The organism is Pedobacter sp. GW456-11-11-14-TSB4 (assembly GCF_059424425.1).
Window position 1 is genome coordinate 93,038 of sequence record NZ_JBWKZK010000001.1, and the last position, 20,094, is coordinate 113,131.

General features: G+C 34.9%; 16 protein-coding genes. 11 read left to right on the top strand and 5 right to left on the bottom strand.

The genetic code is table 11. From position 1 onward, the window contains the following. Window positions 1-137 precede the first annotated feature (137 nt). From dnaE to AC07XU_RS00435, 3 genes are all read right to left on the bottom strand, one after another. Window positions 138-4,571: a DNA polymerase III subunit alpha gene (gene dnaE, locus AC07XU_RS00425; RefSeq protein WP_494941658.1), complete on the bottom strand. Its 4,434-nt coding sequence runs from the start codon at window positions 4,569-4,571 to the stop codon at window positions 138-140. A 1,203-nt stretch (window positions 4,572-5,774) separates the two neighbouring features. Beyond that, window positions 5,775-6,455: a type 1 glutamine amidotransferase domain-containing protein gene (locus tag AC07XU_RS00430; protein WP_494941659.1), complete on the bottom strand. Its 681-nt coding sequence runs from the start codon at window positions 6,453-6,455 to the stop codon at window positions 5,775-5,777. An 80-nt stretch (window positions 6,456-6,535) separates the two neighbouring features. Beyond that, window positions 6,536-6,988, bottom strand: a complete 453-nt coding sequence (locus AC07XU_RS00435) for a lipocalin family protein (RefSeq protein ID WP_494941660.1) — start codon at window positions 6,986-6,988, stop codon at window positions 6,536-6,538. 768 nt (window positions 6,989-7,756) lie between these two features. Between AC07XU_RS00435 and mdh the strand changes: the two genes are divergently transcribed. The 6 genes from mdh to AC07XU_RS00465 all read left to right on the top strand — a co-directional run bounded on the left by mdh (window position 7,757) and on the right by AC07XU_RS00465 (window position 12,731). Beyond that, window positions 7,757-8,695 carry a malate dehydrogenase gene (gene mdh / locus AC07XU_RS00440; RefSeq protein WP_494941661.1) on the top strand — a complete coding sequence of 313 codons (939 nt, stop codon included), beginning with the start codon at window positions 7,757-7,759 and terminating at the stop codon, window positions 8,693-8,695. Between the two features lie 71 nt (window positions 8,696-8,766). Then, window positions 8,767-9,207, top strand: a complete 441-nt coding sequence (locus AC07XU_RS00445; RefSeq protein ID WP_494941662.1) for a retropepsin-like aspartic protease — start codon at window positions 8,767-8,769, stop codon at window positions 9,205-9,207. Between the two features lie 55 nt (window positions 9,208-9,262). Beyond that, entirely contained in the window at window positions 9,263-9,937 is a 675-nt protein-coding gene (locus AC07XU_RS00450; RefSeq protein ID WP_494941663.1) for a peptidoglycan recognition protein family protein, read from the top strand. A gap of 60 nt (window positions 9,938-9,997) precedes the next feature. Beyond that, window positions 9,998-10,534 carry an SRPBCC family protein gene (locus AC07XU_RS00455; RefSeq protein WP_494941664.1) on the top strand — a complete coding sequence of 179 codons (537 nt, stop codon included), beginning with the start codon at window positions 9,998-10,000 and terminating at the stop codon, window positions 10,532-10,534. Window positions 10,535-10,704: 170 nt separating this feature from the next. Beyond that, window positions 10,705-11,382, top strand: a complete 678-nt coding sequence (locus tag AC07XU_RS00460; protein ID WP_494941665.1) for a response regulator transcription factor — start codon at window positions 10,705-10,707, stop codon at window positions 11,380-11,382. After that, window positions 11,382-12,731, top strand: coding sequence for a sensor histidine kinase (locus tag AC07XU_RS00465; RefSeq protein WP_494941666.1), 1,350 nt, complete (start codon window positions 11,382-11,384; stop codon window positions 12,729-12,731). The genes AC07XU_RS00460 and AC07XU_RS00465 overlap by 1 nt, the downstream gene beginning before the upstream one ends. Window positions 12,732-12,800: 69 nt before the next feature. Here the strand turns inward: AC07XU_RS00465 and AC07XU_RS00470 are convergent, their stop codons facing one another. After that, window positions 12,801-13,721 carry a sterol desaturase family protein gene (locus tag AC07XU_RS00470; protein WP_494941667.1) on the bottom strand — a complete coding sequence of 307 codons (921 nt, stop codon included), beginning with the start codon at window positions 13,719-13,721 and terminating at the stop codon, window positions 12,801-12,803. 248 nt (window positions 13,722-13,969) lie between these two features. Between AC07XU_RS00470 and AC07XU_RS00475 the strand changes: the two genes are divergently transcribed. After that, window positions 13,970-14,464, top strand: coding sequence for a hypothetical protein (locus AC07XU_RS00475; protein WP_494941668.1), 495 nt, complete (start codon window positions 13,970-13,972; stop codon window positions 14,462-14,464). 38 nt (window positions 14,465-14,502) lie between these two features. Then, window positions 14,503-15,429: a bestrophin family protein gene (locus AC07XU_RS00480; protein ID WP_494941669.1), complete on the top strand. Its 927-nt coding sequence runs from the start codon at window positions 14,503-14,505 to the stop codon at window positions 15,427-15,429. Between the two features lie 373 nt (window positions 15,430-15,802). Here AC07XU_RS00480 and gyrB read toward each other — a convergent pair whose 3' ends face one another. Beyond that, the gene (gyrB, locus tag AC07XU_RS00485; RefSeq protein ID WP_494941670.1) at window positions 15,803-17,761 is read right to left on the bottom strand and encodes a DNA topoisomerase (ATP-hydrolyzing) subunit B; all 1,959 of its coding nucleotides are present in this window, start codon (window positions 17,759-17,761) and stop codon (window positions 15,803-15,805) included. A gap of 234 nt (window positions 17,762-17,995) precedes the next feature. Here gyrB and AC07XU_RS00490 point away from each other — a divergent pair, with 234 nt between their 5' ends. From AC07XU_RS00490 to AC07XU_RS00500, 3 genes are all read left to right on the top strand, one after another. Beyond that, a complete protein-coding gene (locus AC07XU_RS00490; RefSeq protein ID WP_494941671.1) occupies window positions 17,996-18,595 on the top strand; it encodes an OmpH/Skp family outer membrane protein in 600 nt (199 codons plus the stop codon). Between the two features lie 136 nt (window positions 18,596-18,731). Further along, the gene (locus AC07XU_RS00495; RefSeq protein ID WP_494941672.1) at window positions 18,732-19,214 is read left to right on the top strand and encodes a nucleoside deaminase; all 483 of its coding nucleotides are present in this window, start codon (window positions 18,732-18,734) and stop codon (window positions 19,212-19,214) included. Between the two features lie 60 nt (window positions 19,215-19,274). Continuing rightward, on the top strand, window positions 19,275-20,027 hold the full coding sequence (locus tag AC07XU_RS00500; protein ID WP_494941673.1) for an EcsC family protein: 753 nt from the start codon (window positions 19,275-19,277) through the stop codon (window positions 20,025-20,027). The last annotated feature ends 67 nt before the right edge of the window (window positions 20,028-20,094 follow it).

The following is a 20,094-nucleotide window of genomic DNA, read 5'->3' on the forward strand; positions in this document are numbered from 1 at the left end:
ATAGTAATGCCATCAATAGCACGCTGTCAATTTGACACTTGACTGAGTTTCGCGTATATCGTCCGTCACCTTGAATTTATTTCAGGGTCTGTGTTGTAATGCAGATGCTGAAATTAATTCAGCATGACGACCACCGTCTAATTCAATCTATAATTCACAACATTCAAATTAGTTAATTGTTCTAAGAACTTGTTATTCGGGTTTATTTTTAATGATTTAGATGGCAATTCTAATTTTAAATTTTCTACCCGATCATATACCTCGAAGTTTAATTTGCAATTATGACGTTCGCTATTTTCTTTATTTTCTAACAAAAGCGCATCAATTTTTTCCATTAAATCATCATTAATTGCCTCTATTGGGAGTTGTATGGTGATACATTTTGTAAGTTTATCCCTCAACTCTGCCAGTAAATCTATCGATGTAACTTTAAATTCCCAATCGCCCTCTTTCCTAAAGCGCTCTCCCACTCTACCTCTAATCTGCAAAAAATAACCTTCGGTTAAAAACTGTTTAAACTTCAAGAAATCGTCTCCAAACAAAGCAATTTCACAACTATCATCATAATCTTCGAAAACAAAAGTTCCAAATGGCTTACCTGTTTTAGTAATGCGTTGCGATGCCATTACCACTAAACCACCAACTACTAAATCTCTATTTTTTAGGGATTCAAACTCCATTAAAACTTCTTCATTCGTATCGCCACTTCTAATTTTATTTACAATGGATAAATGTTTAACCGAATGTTGACAAAAATGATTTAATTCAAATCTATAGTCATCTAACGGATGTCCGGATAAGAAAATTCCAATTGCATCTTTTTCGTATTTCAAACGATCTATTAATCCCCATTCTGGAGATACTGGAAAACTTGGTTCTAAAATTAAATCGGCTTTTGAGCCACCAAATAAAGATGATTGCGATGAATTTTGATTGTTCTGAAAATCGTTTGCGTACTTGATTAATTTTTCAATCCCATTCATTTTATCATTAGCGCCGATATAAAAATATTGAGCTCGATGAAATCCAAATGCATCAAAAGCACCGCTATACACAAAACTTTCGTAAGCTTTTTTATTTACGATACGTGTATTAGATCGTTTAGCAAACTCAAATACCGTTGGATATGGACCATTTAAAACCCGTTCTTCAATAATGCTTTCTACCGCCTTTTCTCCAACTCCTTTAACCGCCGACATGCCAAAACGGACTTCGCCTTTGGCATTTACCGAGAATTTTAAATCAGACTCATTTACATCTGGACCTAAAACAGTAACCCCCATTTGCCTACATTCTTCCATAAAAAAGGCAACCTGCTTAATATCGCTCATATTGTTAGAAAGTACCGCAGCCATATATTCTGCCGGATAATTTGCCTTTAGATAAGCAGTTTGATAAGCTATCCACGCATAACAAGTAGAGTGAGATTTGTTAAATGCATATTCAGCAAAGGCTTCCCAATCCTTCCAAATTTTCTCTAAAATGGTTGCATCATGACCTTTTTCTGCAGCCTGCTTAATAAATTTAGGCTTCATTTTATCCAAAACGTCACGTTGCTTTTTACCCATTGCCTTACGCAAAACATCGGCCTCACCTTTGGTAAAATCCGCCAATTTTTGCGATAAAAGCATTACCTGCTCTTGGTAAACGGTAATTCCGTAAGTTTCTTTCAATAATTCTTCGCAAGCTTCTAAATCGTATTTTATCTCTTCTTCACCATTTTTCCGTTTTACGAAACTAGGGATGTAAGCAATTGGACCAGGACGATACAAGGCATTCATGGCAATTAAATCTCCAAAAACAGTTGGTTTTAACTCTTTCATATACTTCTGCATACCTGCACTCTCGTATTGGAAAATGCCGACTGTTTCGCCACGCTGAAAAAGCTCGTAAGTTTTTACATCATCAATCGGAAAAGCATCTGGATCTAAATCTATTCCATGTCTTTTCTTTACCAATTTAACGGTATCTTTTATTAGTGTTAGCGTCTTTAACCCTAAAAAGTCCATTTTTAACAAACCAGCACTTTCTACAACAGAGTTATCAAATTGTGTTACGTATAAATCCGAATCTTTTGCAGTTGCAACAGGTACAAAATTGGTAATGTCATCTGGGGTAATAATCACCCCACAAGCGTGGATACCCGTGTTTCTTAATGAACCTTCTAAAATAATGGCTTGTTCAATCGTTTCGGCACTTAAGTTTTTGGCGTTCGATAAATTTTTGAGTTCCAAAACACGTTCATATTCATCTGGTCGCATTCCAGCTTTTAAAGCCTTCTCATCCAAATTAAATATTTTAGCCAGCTTCATATTAGGAATAAGCTTTGCTATTTTATCTGCTTCAAAAAGTGGTAAATCTAAAACCCTAGCCGTATCACGGATAGACGATTTTGCCGCCATTGTACCATAAGTGATGATTTGTGCAACCTGACTTGAGCCATATTTATCAATTACATAGTCCATAACCCTACCACGACCTTCATCATCAAAGTCGATATCAATATCGGGCATGGAAACACGATCTGGGTTAAGGAAACGCTCAAAAAGGAGATCGTATTTTAAAGGATCAATATTGGTAATCCATAGACAATAAGCTACTACCGAACCTGCTGCCGAACCACGACCAGGACCAACAGAAACATCACGCCTACGAGCTTCGGCAATAAAATCTTGTACAATCAAAAAGTAACCCGGATAACCTGTTTTTTCAATTGTAGCTAATTCAAAATCTAACCTTTCTACAATTACATCTGTAAGGTCGCCATATCTTTTTTTGGCACCTTCATAAGTTAAATGCCTTAAATATTTATTCTCTCCACGCTTACCGCCATCTGCATTATCTTCTTCAACTAAAAACTCTTCAGGTATACCGAACTTTGGCAGCAAAACCTCACGAGCTAACTCGTAGGCTTCTACTTTATCCACAATTTCTTGCGTACTTAAAATCGCCTCTGGTAAATCGGCAAAAAGCGCCTTCATTTCATCAGCCGATTTAAAATAATATTCTTGGTTTGGTAAACCATAACGGTAGCCTCTACCCCTACCAATTGGTGTAGCTTGTTTTTCTGCATCCTTAACACACAATAAAATATCGTGTGCATTTGCATCTTTTTTATTAATGTAGTAAGTGTTATTAGTAGCAACAAGCTTTACCGAATGTTTAGCAGCCAAAGCAATTAAATCGGTATTAACACGGTCTTCATTCTCCTGACCGTGACGCATAATTTCTATATAAAAATCATCGCCGAATGTTTCTTTCCAATACAATAAACCCTCTTCAGCCTGCTTTTCGCCCAAGTTTAATAACTTACTAGCAACCTCACCATATAGGTTACCAGATAAGACTATAATATCGCTTTTGTACTGCTCAATTATATTTCTATCAATCCGCGGCACATAATAAAAGCCTTTGGTATAAGCAATTGATGACATTTTGGCCAAATTGTGATAGCCTTGTTTATTTTTAGCCAACAACACAATTTGATAGCCATCATCTTTTTTAGTTTTATCTAAATGATTGTCGCATACAAAAAACTCTACTCCTATAATCGGTTTTAATATTTGTCCTTTAGGTTCTTCTCCATTTTCAATTGCCGCCGCATTTTTGGCTTTAACCTCTTTATTATGCTTGCCAACATTACTCACAAAGTGAAAAGCACCCATCATATTTGCATGATCTGTCATGGCAACCGCAGGCATATTTAACGCTACTGCAGCCTTTACCAAATCGGGCACACTTATGGTGCTTTGTAGAACAGAAAATTGCGTATGGTTATGTAAATGCGTAAAACTTGCGCTTGCAAGTTCTTGTTTGTTGCCAGCTAAAGTTTGTTTAGAAATTCCACTAGGTTCAGCCGCTTGCTGGCGTTTTCTAATTTTGTCAGATTCGGTTTTTAAATTGGCATGCTGTATGCCGAAAGAGCCTATTGGGCCTTCATTAATGTCTTTAAACCGCTGAAAATAATCTGCCTCAACTTGTAATTCTTCTTTTTTAAAAACTTCTCTTTTAATTAGTTCCAAAAAACAGCGTGTAGTTGCTTCTACGTCGGCAGTTGCGTTATGTGCTTCGGCAAACGGAACTCCAAAAAGATGCTGATGTAATTCGGTAAGGTTTGGTAATTTAAACCTACCACCTCTTCCACCCGGAATTTTTAATAAATCGGCAGTAATTTCGGTACAGGTATCTAAAACCGGCATGCTAGCCATTGGGCTTTCTGTACCCATGCGATAAAATTCGCAGCCCATTATATTTAAATCGAAGCCTAAATTTTGGCCCACTACAAATTTTGCTTTGCCAAGGGCGATATTAAATTTTTCTAAAACTTCGGCAAGCTCAATCCCTTGCTCTTGGGCTAATTCGGTAGAAATACCGTGAATTCTTTCAGCATCATACGGAATGTTAAATCCATCTGGCTTAACTAAATAATCCTGGTGCTCAATCAATCTCCCCATGTCATCATGCAACTGCCAAGCAATTTGGATACAGCGAGGCCAATTATCGGTATCGGTAATTGGAGCATTAAAATTACGTGGTAAACCAGTAGTTTCGGTATCAAAAATTAAATACATAGTTGGGGAAATGTTGGATATCAAAAATAGAGAAAATAAGGCTTAGGTGTGTCAGCAAATTATCAACATCTAAACCATATCGTCATTGCGAGGAAGCGCAGCGACCGTGGCAATGACGATATGAATTTACTTATCGGCTGGTGTCTCACCTGCCGAAACCTTTTAATAAAAATAATAAATCAGCTGGTAGGCGAAACACCGACCAGTAGAAAATTTTTTGATTGTTTGATTGCTAATTTATAAACTATTTTGAAAAGCAAACACATTACCATTTATGAAAGTTTAGCCCTGCTTTTTGGTACAAGTCCCGATGAAAAATCGGGAGCTTTCCCCGTCAATCAGGTTTATAAAACAAAAGACATTACAAATAACTACAGTTGCAATGTTCTTATAAAAATTGTAAGCAGATTTAATGAGAACGAGACTGTCTCAAAAAGAAAAATCGTTATGCTAACATAGAATAAGATTTTTTTTGGCTGCTGTTTCTTAACCTCTCCCTATGAAAGTTGGTTGTTTTTGGGTTGGCATCTCATCCCTCTTCTTGAAGAGAGGGAAAGGAAAGACTGTAGTTTGAACCCTTAGGTTACTTTCACTGTCCATTAAATCCCTCTCTTCAAGGAGAGGGACAGCACAAAATTAGCCAAAGCAAAAACCTTAACAGGGTGGGGTAAAAATCAATTGCAAAATTTAATTTGGAAAATTATCAAGAATTTTGACTTTTGATACAGCCTCATCAATTTAGATTGTGTAAGTCTGAACATAGACAAAAACACACCAAATTGGTTGAAAAAAGTAACGTCTCCCCAGACTAAGAAAACATCATTAAATTAAACAAAAATCCAGAGGATTTTAATATTTATGGGAATAATAGTCTATAATATGATACGACCCCAACGGGGTCGAACATCGAAAAATGGTAATTTAGCTATAAACATATAACCTCTCTGAGGTTGTAAAAGTTCTTGACTAATCTCGTTGATGCTTAAGACGATACTATTTCATGCCAAAAATAATTTTCACCTATCGGCCGGTGTCTGGCCTGGCGAAACCGTTTAGTAAAAATAATAAATAACTTGGTCGGTGAAACACCGACCAGTAGGAAATGCGCTTTAACAATATCTTAAGCGTTTTGGCAAAACATCGTTCACAAAAAAAGGTTAGAAAGTTAAACTTTCTAACCTTTAGCTATCAAAAATCTGATGATTACTTTTTTAGTAAATCTAATAAAACTTTAGCGGCTTCTTCAGATGACCCAGGATTTTGTCCAGTAATTAATAATCCATCCTTTTTAACGTATGAGCCCCAATCTGGTCCTTTGCTATAGTTACCACCTAATTTTTTAAATTCATCTTCTAACAAGAAAGGAACAACATCTGTAAGTTGTACAGCATCTTCTTCAGAATTTGAGAAACCTGTAACTTCTTTGCCTTTAACTAATGGCTCCCCTTCGGCATTTTTAACATTAATTAAAGCTCCTGGAGCGTGACAAACTAATGCTACTGGTTTATTAGAATTTAAAAATCCTTCAATTAATGATATTGATTTTTCATCATTAGCCAAATCCCATAACGGTCCGTGGCCGCCTGGATAAAAAACAGCGTCAAAATCTGCTTCATTTATTTCTGACAATTTAACAGATTGACTTAGTTTTTCATTTAAAGCCGCATCAGCCTTAAATCTTTTAGTTGCTTCTGTTTGTGCATCTGGCTCATCACTTTTAGGATCTATTGGTGGCTGACCACCTTTTGGAGATGCTATTGTAATTTCTGCTCCAGCATCTGCTAAAACATAATATGGTGCTGCGAATTCTTCAATCCAAAATCCTGTTTTTTTCCCTGTGTTCCCGAGTTCACTGTGGGAGGTTAAAACGATTAATACTTTCATATTTTTTAATTATTTAAGTTCCTACTATCTATTTCTATGCCTAATTATTTTCAAAATAAAATAATGACAGGATACAAACATTAGGCATGTTCTTGACTAACCAACTTACCTGTATCGTAACCCATTTGTCTGCATCTTTCAATAATTCCTCTTAATAATTCGGGTTCTATTTGCGGTTCACGAGCCATAATAAAAAGATATTTTTCATCTGGGTGACCAACAACTACATAACTGTAATCATCTGCTAATTCAATAATCCAATACCCGATTTTAAAAGGCCATAAAAATTGAGCTTTCATGTCTCCATCTGGTTTGTCTTCGTCGAAGAATAATTTAGATGTGATGGTTTGTTCTTCTGGATTGCCTTCTTTTTGGTAGGTGGTCAAAACATCAAAATGCTCATCGTCCACTAGTGTATAAGTTTCTGTTGTTTGTCTCCAATTTTTATCTAATAAGGTAGGAATTGAATATAATGAATACCACTTCCCGGCAAATGCGTGGTGATCTAAAACTTTTATTGGTTGATTTTCCATGATAATGTGATTTTATAATTTAAACGAATAGGAAGAGAAAAGGTTTTTTAAGTTATGTTATGCTCAGCTATTTGAGGAAACGCAAAGCGATGATAGATTAAACCGCAAAGAAATAAAGAACGCAAAATATTAAAGCTCTCGGTGATGCCCAGCTTGAATGGGCAACGCAGTGCGGCAGAAAGGTATTGTCATATCTATGATGTAGCTAATTCATTAAGACTCCCACCTACGTGGGGATGACGGGGAAGAAAATGCGCTCTATAAAGCGACGATAGAGAAACCGCAAAGAAACAAAGAACGCAAAGCTTTAATGCTCCCCCTCATGCCCAGCTTGACTGGGCATCGTAATGCGGCAGAAAGGTATTGTTATATATATCATATAATTAATGTCTTAAGATCCCCACCTGCCTGGGGTTTACGCGAAAAAAAATATTTTTCGTCATGCTCATTGAGCCTTTGTGGTTTACTATTTTGCAATTTGAGGGGGTTTTATTGCACAAGCTTTTGTTTTTAGCCCCGATTGAGTGTAAATCCTTTTTTGACGAAGCGAAGCGTAGTAAACAAAAAAGATTGCAAAGAAAGCGGGAATGCCGCGTACAATTGCACTAAAATTGCGCTTCTAAAAAAAGAGAAAAATTAACAAACGCTATGTAAATTAATTATCATATGCACATTAATTTTTACAAAGCATTTGGGTAAGCTAATGCAATTCTATATCTTGGGCATCGAAAAACAGTTTTCAAAAAGAAAATCCAAAATATAACCAAAATGAAAATAACGGTAGTAGGTGCAGGAGCCGTTGGTGCAACCTGTGCAGATAACATCGCTAGAAAAGAATTAGCCGAAGAATTGGTATTGTTAGATATTAAAGAAGGTTTTGCTGAAGGTAAAGCTATTGATATGATGCAAACCGCAACTTTACTGGGCTTCGACACAAAAATTAAGGGCGTAACTAATGATTATAGTCAGACTGCTGGTTCTGCAGTGGCTGTAATTACTTCGGGTTTACCGCGTAAACCGGGGATGACGCGTGAAGAATTGATTGGTATTAATGCTGGTATTGTAAAAGGTGTGGCAGAAAATATTTTAAAATATTCGCCAGATGCGATTATCATCGTAATTAGTAACCCGATGGATACCATGACTTATTTGGCGTTAAAATCTTTAGGTTTACCTAAAAACCGCATTATTGGCATGGGCGGAACATTAGATAGCGCTCGTTTTAAATATTATTTAAGTGTGGCTTTAAACTGTAACTCGAACGATTTACAAGGTTTTGTAATTGGTGGTCATGGCGATACGACAATGATACCATTGACACGTTATGCTACTTACCAAAGTTTGCCTGTGAGCGATTTATTAGATGAAGCTACTTTGGCTAAAGTTGCTGCTGATACTATGGTTGGTGGTGCTACTTTAACTGGTTTATTAGGAACTTCTGCTTGGTATGCTCCGGGTGCTGCTGGTGCTGCTTTAGTTGAATCTATTGTACGTGATGAGAAAAAATTATTTACTTGCTGCGTTGCTTTAGAAGGAGAATATGGCCAAAACGACATTTGTTTAGGTGTGCCTGTTATTGTTGGAAAAGATGGTTGGGAAAAAATTATCGACTATAAATTAAACGACGAAGAACAAGCTGCATTTAACAAAAGTGCTGATGCTGTTAGAAATATGAACAGCGTATTGGCTGAAATGAAGTTGGTTTAATTTCAGGGATCCGTCACCCTGAATTTATTTCAGGGTCTGCCCTGCTAAACAGATGCTGAAATAAATTCAGCATGACGAAAACATTATATATGCGAACAATCACCGTTCCACTACAAGTTATTAATTTACAAGATGATGGTTTCCACCTTTTGGTGGAAATCGTTGTTTTTGGGGAAACGCTATTTGCTGTTTTAGATACTGGTGCATCTCGTTCTGTATTTGATAAAACTTTGATGGAAAAACATGTAAATGAAATTTCGGTTAGTGAAGAAACACAAGCAGCTACAATTTTCAGTACATCGGAGACGTTACAAGGTATAGTACCCAAACTTAAAGTTGGCGGTTTAACTTTAAAAAATTATGCGGCGATTGCCTTAGATTTGCAAAGTGTTACCGATACTTACTTAACAATGGGACATCCGGCAATTGCAGCTATAATTGGAGGCGACATTTTAATGGAATACAAAGCAAAAATTGATTACCAAAAGTTAGTTTTGAAGCTATATAAATAATAATTCAATTGTTAAATTGATCTATTACTAAACTGTTGGATCGCAACACTTACGAATGAACTTATATCAAAAATTTTTACTGCTTACATTTCTACTTAGTTCAAATTTCGCTGTTGCTCAGCAAATTACCATTATTGATAAACCGATTATTTTCGATGCTACAAGAACTAAACTGTCGCTTGATTATTTGAAAAGAAGACATGCTTTAGTGCAGGATGAACCAACCATTAAACCAAGCATGATTGTGTTACATTGGACGGCTTCTAAAAGTTTAATGGGCACCTACAATGCATTTAATAAATCTATTTTACCTAGCGGAAGAAAAAATTTAACAGGTGCAAGTAGTTTAAATGTATCATCTCATTTTTTGGTAGATAGAGATGGTACAATTTATCAGTTATTACCTGATACTACTTTTGCCCGACATGTAATAGGTTTAAATTATTGTGCTATTGGCATTGAAAATGTTGGCAGCGATAATTATCCGCTTACTAAAGCACAACTATTGGCCAATGAAAAATTGGTTCGTTATTTGGCGAAAAGATATCAAATTCAGTATTTAATTGGCCATTATGAACACACGCTATTTAAAAACACATCGATGTGGCGAGAAACTAATCCTTATTACCAATCTGGTAAAATAGACCCTGGTAAGACTTTTATGAAAAATATTAGAGAGGAATTACAGGATTTAAATTTAAAAGGTGCTCCAATTAAGGTGAGCAAATAAAATTCACTTTGTTTTGAGTTGGTTTATTTTTAACTTTAATAAAACCAAAAAACAAATTTTATGAAACTTCTAAAAGTATTAGGCATTATTGTGGCTGTATTGGCCATAATAATTCTGGTAGGTGGCATGTTTTTGCCTAAAACCTATTCTGTTAGCAGGTCTACAATTATTAAAGCATCAGACAGCACCATTTACAATAACATTGCTAATTTCAATGAATTCTTGAAATGGAATTCATGGTCTAGAATGGAGCCAACCGCCAAAACCACAATCAGTGGACCTATTGGTCAAAAAGATCATTTGTACCAATGGGTTGGTAAAGAAACTGGCAGCGGACAAATGAAAATTAAAAATGTACAACTTAACCAGATGGTAGATATTGAATTGAAATTTGTAGAGCCATTTGAAAGCTTGGCCGACACAAAATTTGAAATTAGCAGCGATGGAGCAAATAAAAAAGTTACTTGGAGTATGAGTGGAGATAACGATTTGATGGGCAAATGGATGGGTGTTTTTATGAGCATGGATAAAATGATTGGTAAAGATTTTGAAGATGGATTGAAAAACCTAAAAGAAAAATCTGAGCTAGTTAATTAAATAAGCTAAATAAATGGAAGCCTCGCTAATTTTACAGCGAGGTTTTTTTATGCTTTAATTATTAAGTACCAAACAATTAATGTCTATATAATGTTAAATAATCTTTACAAGCTATTTTAAAAAATGGTTTATCTTTTGATTATTCATATAATTTAGAATATTTGCTACGCATGAATTTATTGTTAGTAGAAGACGAGCCTAATGTTGTTTCGGTAGTTACCCGCGGTTTAGCAGAAGAAGGTTTTAACGTAAGCGTTGCACCAGATGGTTTAATTGGAAAAAAAATGGTTTTAGAAAATCAGTTTGATCTGGTTATTTTAGACATTATGTTGCCAGAAATTAACGGCTTAGAATTATGCAAAATCATAAAAAAAGAGAAACCTACTTTGCCAATTATTATGCTAACTGCACTTGGTACTACAGAAAATGTGGTAAATGGCTTGGATAATGGCGCTGATGATTACCTGATAAAACCTTTTAAATTCGCTGAATTATGTGCTCGCATCAGAATGCTTTTAAGGCGTTATAACGGATCGGCGGCTAATGATCAAATTATAAATATTGCTGATTTGCAAATAAATTTAACAGCAAAATCTGTTAAAAGAGCAAATACCGAAATTGTTTTAACCGCTACTGAATATCGATTATTAGAATTTATGGCAAAAAATAAGGCTAAAATTCTCTCAAGGATAGATATTTTAGAGAATGTTTGGGATATAGATTTTAACTTGGGTACTAATGTGGTAGATGTATATGTAAACTATCTCCGCAAAAAGGTTGATAAAGCTGGTTCTCAAAAATTAATTCATACCGCAATTGGGTTAGGTTATGTTTTAAAAGATGCTTAATGAATATTGCTAAAAAAATAACTCTGTTATTTGCTATATTATCTGCAGTAATAATTTCATTATTGAGTGGATTTGTTTGGTATTTCTCTAATGAATTTGCATTTGAAGATTTTTACAAACGCTTAGAAGCTAGGGTAAATATTGCAGCCGAAATTAAATTTTCTAAAGACAAAAATAACAATGCTTATGCTCAAGTTAGAAACCAGTATTTAGAGAGATTGCCAGATGAGAAAGAATATTTTTTAGAGAAAAATGGCAACACAACTCAAAAGTTTGAGATAGACTTACCGCAAAGCTTTTTCAACAATATTAATGCTGGCAAACTATCTCGTTACAGAATAGAAAATCATTTTTACGCCGGTAAGTTAGTAAGCAAAGGGCAGCAAAGCTATATTGTAATTGTTTCTGCAAATGATCCGTTTGGTTTTAGAGAGTTAAGGGATTTACAAAAAATCCTGATTGTTGGTTTTTTTCTTTCTGTATTAACTTCGTTTCTAGTAGGCTGGAAATTTTCTAATTACATGCTAAATCCGCTTAGAAACATTATTAAAAGTGTTAAAAAGATAAAAGCAGAAAATTTACACTTGCGATTAGATGTTAAAGGAACCGATGAGATGTCGCAACTTTCTCAAACATTTAACAATATGCTTAATCGTTTAGAAACTGCTTTTGAAACACAGAACAATTTTATTAGCAATGCTTCGCATGAATTAAGAACACCATTAACTATTATAAGTGGCGAGGTAGAATTAGCCATTAGAAATGAAAATATAAGCGACAAACAGTTTAGGGCTTTAACTAAAATTAAGGATGAAGCCGATCGACTTGAGCATATTTTAACCAGCTTACTCGGTTTGGCACAATCTGGTTTTAATGGTCAAAATCAGCCCTGGGAACAAGTGAGAATGGATGAATTAATCATGGAAACCCAGGATGCAGTTACCCAAGTTCATCCCGAAAGCAAAATTGAAATAGATTTTAGTCAGCTGCCAAGCGATGAAAGTAAAATTACGCTACGGGCCAACAAAAACCTAATTAAACTAGCCATTACCAACATTGTAAGTAACGCCTGCAAGTACTCTAACAACAAACCTGTTTTAATCACATTAGAAAGCAAGCTAAATGTTTTAACTATTGCAATAAAAGATCAAGGTATAGGCATTCCACAAAGCGATATCCAACATATTTTCGAACCTTTTTATCGTGCTTCTAATACCTCTCAGTTTAAAGGTTATGGTGTAGGTTTACCTTTATCGCTAAACATTATTCGTTTACATAGAGGTAGCATCGGAATATCATCGCAAGAAAAAATTGGTACTGAAATTAAAGTTTTACTTCCTATAACTTAATGCATATAAAGAATTCTATAACTGCAATGAAGGCTTGATAATGATTTGGCTTTCAAAACATGAGTATTTCTAATCTTTATGATCTGCTTTTAATTTATTCCGCAACACTTTATTTCTTTTATCTTGCCCATCGTGTTTCCACCCTGGAGCGTACAAAGCATATTTAATTTTAGCCCTAAAACTATCAGCTTGTTTCATATCATTTTTAAGAGTTAAAAGTTCATGGGTAACTATTTTTAAAACGCTTTCGTTCACCAACTCTTCTGTTAAACCATAAATAGGCCGAGTTTCCTCTTTTTCAAAAGTACCAAACAAACGATCCCAAATGATAAAAATGCCTCCATAATTCTTATCTACATATTTAAATTCGGAAGAATGATGAACTCTATGGTGTGATGGCGTATTCATAAACCATTCTAAAAACCCTAGTTTATTAACCAACTCAGTATGCAAGAAAAATTGGTAAATTAAATTAATTTGTATCATGCAAAATATCATAAGAGGGTGAAAGCCAATAAAAGCTAGCCAAATCCAAAAAATATATTTATAGGTGTATTCAAACCACCCTTGTCTTAAGGCAGAAGCCAAATTAAATACCTTTGATAAATGATGATTCATGTTTCCTGCCCAAAAAATTCTTACTTCGTGCTCCATTTTATGTGATATGTAGAAACTCAAATCATCCAAAAACAAAAGTAAAATCCAAAAGTACCAATGATCGAGATGCCATTTGGTGTCGAAAAAATTTGCGGGTGCTAAAAAATCAAAAAGTTTAAACCTAAAACAACAAAAAAATAGTATGATATAAACGAACTTAAGAATAACGTTCAAAACTGTAGCGCCTAATCCTATAAGTAAGCTTATTTCGGTTTCTTTATATTTATAGTTGTTTGATCCTTTTTTTGCGAGGATATACATTTCGAAAAAAATAGCGATTAAAAAAATTGGAATAAAATAATATACCGGATCAGGGATATCAAAAGGATTCATTTTTAAATTTTTATTAAAAATAAATAAAATATTCTAAAAAGGAGTACTCCTAAATATTGTACGATCTAATTTAGACTATATATCTAAATCGCTTTAATTATAAATGAAGTAAATTAGTTGCTCTAATAGTAAATTAAAGATCTTTTTTAAATTCTAATCTCGTTCTAATCTGTCTCTTATTTGGTTATAATAACATAGCCTTAAACTTGTATAAATAATTTAATCATTTATTAAAACAGGTAAGCGTTATGAAAACGATATTAGTTCCAACAGATTTTAATGTAGAAAGTACAAAAATTATAGATGCTTTGGTGGTTACCCACAAACCAGAGGAAATTGCAGTAGTTTTTATTCATGCATTTAAGCTTTCTGATTCTATTACAGACATGCTGATGCTTAGCAGGAGAAGTAGAGATTACGAAAATGTAAGCGACGAGTTTTACACTCAGATTGAGCTTTACAAACAAAAATATCCAAACCATATTAAGTTTATTGGCATAGATTATTTTTACGGAAGTTCTGTTGCAGCTTTTAAAAACTTTATTGAAGCCAAAGAAGCTGATCTTATTGCTTACCCGAAGGATCACAATTTTACGCCGATTAATAAGTACAGCATTGACCCGGCTATTTTAACTAAAAGATGTGGTTGCGATGTATTAGAAATCGACATTAACGAGTTTTCTGGTGAAGAAAAATTATTCGACACTAAAATGTACGAAAACAATAAAACGATAAGCGCCTAATCAGCTATGCGCTAATTTTTAACCCAAATTTTATTATCATGCTACTACGTAATAACATCCCGTTATCTTATATTTTTGGGAAAATTAAAAACGAAATATTTTTTGTAACTGCTTATTCTTTAGGCATCGTTATACTTTATCAAAATTTTCATGTAACTAGAATTTCTATCCCATTGGCTGTTCCCGCACTTTTAGGTACGGTAATCTCATTGCTATTGGCATTTAGATCTAACCAAGCTTATGATAGATGGTGGGAAGCCAGAATTTTATGGGGAGCCATTGTTAATGATTCTAGAACGCTAGCTAGACAAATCGTTTCTCTGGTAGATAATCCTTATGATTTACCCGAAGTTGAAAATTTTAAAAAGCGTTTCATTAGACGCCAAATTGCTTGGTGTTATGCGCTAAGTCAAGGATTAAGGGGTTTTAGTTCTCATAACGGTTTAGAGCGTTATCTTGATAAAAACGAGGTGCTTTTTGTGAAAAAACAGCGCAATGTAACTGTAGCTTTGTTAGAATTACATGCGATGGATTTAAAAAGGGCTTTAAAAGAAGGTTGGATAAATAAGTACCAACAGATTGAGCTAGATAAGACGTTAACCATGCTTTGTAACCACATGGGTGGATGCGAGCGTATTAAAAACACAGTTTTTCCGGTGACTTACAGCAAGTATATTAACATGTCTATCCATTTGTTTATTGTCTTATTACCTTTCGGATTGATTGAATACTTCGGTTACATGGAAGTGCCTTTGGTAATTGCTATTGCAACATTCTTTTTATTGGTAGAAAAAATGGCTGTTCATTTACAAGATCCATTTGAGAATAAACCAACAGATACACCAACTACCACAATCTGTAGAACAATTGAGCGAGATCTGTATCAAGTAATAGACGACCAAAAATTATACGAAGACATGCCGCAAGTGCAAAAAGAAGGTATCGGTTCTTACTATATCTTATAAATGATTAGTACCAAATATGAGCCCTCTTTCTGAAAAGAAGGGGGCTTTTTTTTTGCGCTTGAATATTTACGTCAATAAATGTTGTAAAGAAGTTAAATAGACCTGATTGACGGGGAAAGCCTCCCAATGTTAGTCTGAGCGAAGTCGAAGACCAATTGGGAGCTTGTACCAAAAAGCAGGACTGATGAAGCCGATGAGCAATGTTACTGCTCTTCAAAAACTTATATCTAATTAGGATAATTAAGAAAGGAGATTGCCACATCCGATGAAAAATCGGCTTCGCAATGATGAAAAAACCAATAAAAAACCTCCCAAGAATTACTTGGAAGGTTTTTATAGTGCTTTTTGCTTTGGTCTTTAAGCTTCTAGCTTTCTAAGCATCAATCTTAGCATATTTTGCATTACGCTCAATAAATTCTCTACGTGGTGCAACTTCATCGCCCATTAACATCGAGAAAGTATGATCACATTCTGCTGCGTTTTCAATTGTAGCTTTTAATAATGTACGGTTAGCCGGATTTAAAGTTGTATCCCATAATTGCTCTGCATTCATCTCTCCCAAACCTTTGTAACGTTGTATGTGTACGCTTTCTTCTTTACCAGCACCTTTTAAACGTTGTACCGCAGCATCACGTTGAGCATCGTTCCAAGCGTATTCAAACTCTTTACCTTTTTTAACTTGATACAATGGTGGCGCAGCAATATAAACGTAACCAGCTTCAATTAAAGCACGCATGTAACGGTAAAAGAATGTTAAAATCAACGTGGTAATGTGCGACCCGTCGATATCAGCATCCGTCATGATTACGATTTTGTGGTAACGAAGTTTGGCTAAGTTTAAAGCTTTATCGTCTTCTGGCGTACCAATGCTTACACCTAAAGCGGTAAACATATTTTTAATCTCATCGTTTTCGTAAATTTTATGCTCCATTGCTTTCTCTACGTTAAGGATTTTACCTTTTAATGGAAGAATAGCTTGGAAATTACGATCACGACCTTGTTTGGCTGTTCCACCAGCCGAGTCACCCTCTACTAGGTATAACTCACATTTTTCTGGATCACTATCAGAGCAATCGGCCAATTTTCCTGGCAAACCAGAACCGCCCATTACACTTTTACGTTGCACCATTTCGCGAGCCTTACGAGCAGCAGCACGAGCGGTAGCAGCCAAAATAACTTTGTTTACAATCATTTTAGCTTCCTTAGGATTTTCTTCTAAGTAAGCACCTAATGCTTCACCAACAGCCACATCAACCGCACCCATTACTTCAGAGTTACCTAATTTGGTTTTGGTTTGGCCTTCAAACTGTGGTTCTTGAACTTTTACAGAAACTACTGCGGTTAAACCTTCTCTAAAGTCATCACCAGTAATTTCCATTTTAAGGTTTTTTAACAAACCAGATTTATCTGCATAACTTTTTAAAGTACGTGTTAAACCACGTCTAAAACCTGCAATATGTGTTCCGCCCTCATGCGTATTAATGTTATTTACGTAAGAGTGAACATTTTCTGAATAGCTATCGTTGTACTGAAAAGCCAACTCAACCGGAACACCATTTTTAATACCATCGATATAAATTGGCTCTGGCAAGAATGATGCACGAGTACCATCTAAAAACTGAACAAATTCTTTTAAACCACCATCAGAATGGAAAGTTTCGGTTAAGAAAGAACCATCTTCTTGCGGATCACGCTCATCTGTTAAGGTAAGTGTAATACCTTTATTTAAGAAAGCAAGTTCGCGTAAACGAGCTGCAAGTGTATCATATTTGTACTCTGTAGTTTGTGTAAAAATGGTTGGATCAGGACTAAAAGTTACAATAGTACCTCTTTTGTCGGTTTCGCCAACTTCCTTAACATCGTACTGCGGAACACCAATTTTGTATTCTTGCATCCAGATTTTACCTTCGCGGTGAACCTCTGCTTTTAAATCTGTACTAAGTGCGTTAACACAACTTACACCCACACCGTGTAAACCACCAGAAACTTTGTAAGTGTCTTTATCGAATTTACCACCTGCGTGTAAAACGGTCATTACAATTTCTAATGCCGATTTATTTTCTTTTTTATTTATACCTGTCGGGATACCACGACCATTATCTTCAACTCGAATTGAATTATCGGCTAAGATGTTTACAATAATTGTATCTGCATGACCAGCTAAAGCTTCATCAATAGAGTTATCTACAACTTCATAAACCAAATGGTGCAAACCTTTAACGCCAGTATCACCAATATACATAGAAGGACGCTTACGTACAGCCTCTAAACCCTCTAAAACTTGTATATTATCTGCATTATAATTTGACTTTGGATCTAATTCTTCGCTCATAATTTTGTTTAAAACTTAAAGAATCAAAAATAACCAAATTTTACCACTTAAAACACATTGTGGATAACTATTTGACTGTTGAAAGTGTTAAAATATATTGCTAGAATTTTATTAGAAAATTAATGGATTTATAAACGTTTTGAAAAAAAATTAAACCCTTATTTGATTAAAAAACTGCGATTTTTAGGATAGTCGGTTTTGATTTTTATATTTGCTAAAATTTATTAAAATAGGATGAAATTAAACACACTAAAAGTAAGCAGTTTAGCTACTGCAATTGCATTAGTATCTGTACTAACTGCTTGTGGAGATAAAGAAAGTAAAACTGATGCTGCTACCACTAAAACAGAAACAGCTGTAACTTCGGAAGACAAAATTGTATATGTAAATTCTGATACTTTGCTTTCTAAATATCAATATGCGAAAGACATTACTGCAAAAATGGAAAGTAAAGGCAAAGCCGCTGAAAGTGATTTAGTTGCTAAAGGACAGGCTTTTCAGCGTGAAGTACAACAATACCAAGCACAAGCTAACGGCTTAGCTGCAGATCAGAGAGCTGCTACAGAGCAAAGATTACAACGTAAAGATCAAGAGTTAAAAGCTTACCAACAAAACGCTGGTGCAGCTTTGCAAAACGAAAATGCTAAAGAGCAAGAAGCGCTTTACAATAAAATTGCAGACTACTTAAAAACTTACTCAAAATCTAAAGGTTATAAAATGGTTTTAACTTACTCAAAAGGTAATGCTAACGTTTTATTTGCTGATGAGAGCTTAGATGTAACCAACGCTGTAGTTAAAGGTTTAAATGATGCTTACGCTAAAGATAAAAAATAATTAAACATCAATTTTTGATGATTAAAAAAAATGCCCCGAACAATCGGGGCATTTTTTTTGTAGTATATCTCGTAAACCTCATTTTTTTGGCAGTTGCAATTAAGTTTATCATAATCATTTTTATAACTCTACATACATGGAAGATAACTATCAGCACGAAAAATTTATGCGCATTGCGATAAAACTTTCTGAACAAAATGTAATTGATAACCTAGGCGGACCTTTTGGTGCCGTGATAGTTAAAGATGGAAAGATTATTGGACAAAGCGCAAACACGGTTAACCAAACTGTAGATCCAACTGCTCATGCAGAAATAGCGGCAATAAGATTAGCTTGCAAAAACCTAAATACTATTGAATTAACTGGTGCAGTAATTTATACCAGCTGTGAACCTTGCCCAATGTGTTTGGGTGCAATATATTGGAGCGGTATTGGCGCTATTTATTATGGAAACACAAAAAATGATGCCGCAGCAATTGATTTTGATGACGAGTTTATATACCAAGAGATAGAAAAACCTTTAGTAAGCAGAAAATTACCGATAATCCAGTTGTTAAGAGATGATGCTCAGCAAGCTTTTAAGCTGTGGGAGAAATCGCCATTAAAAGAGGAAAAATAATCTTTTCGTAACATTTAAGTTCAATCTCCTGTCTTATACTCAATTACGCAACCTAAAGAAATGAACAACTACGAAAAACAAATTGGCTATGAGTTAGATTTTTGGAAGATGGAATTGATGAAAAAACCATCGATGCTTGGCAATTTAGCTACTAAGGTACAAACGAAAATCAATAGCTATATTCCAACTAAAGTTCATAAAGCCATTACTGCTACCATTAAACAAATGGTTAAAGCTGTTTTATTTGGCTCAACTTATACTACATCGGCTGTGCCGGATAAAAACATTAGTTTGTTGCATAGAGAGGCGTTGGTTAAAGCTAAAATTGATAGTTATAGTAAAACTGGCGCAGCTGAAGGTGGCATTACAGGTGCCGGTGGTTTTTTGATGAGCATAGCAGATTTTCCGATATTGATTGGTATAAAATTGAAAATGCTTTTTGAAATTGCAGCTCTTTACGGATATGACGTTAAAGATTACAGAGAACGCCTTTACATTTTACACATTTTTCAATTGGCTTTTTCGAGCAAAACGGGCACACAAAATGTATTTAAGCAAATGCAAAATTGGGATGAAAAATTAATTGTACTGCCAGAAAACTCAGAAAATTTTGATTGGCAAACTTTTCAGCAAGAGTATAGAGATTACATTGATTTAGCCAAACTTGCACAATTGTTGCCTGTTGTTGGTGCCGCAGTTGGTGCAGTAGCAAATTACCAATTGATTAAAAAATTAGGTAAAACTGCAATGATGGCTTATCGGATGCGTGCTTTAGAGACCGAAAGTCGGAAAGTCGGAAGGTCCGACCATTAAGCTTTAAAATTAAACTTTTTGTGGTTTTTGAGGGCATTATCTTTCGGACTTTCGGACCAAGAACTTA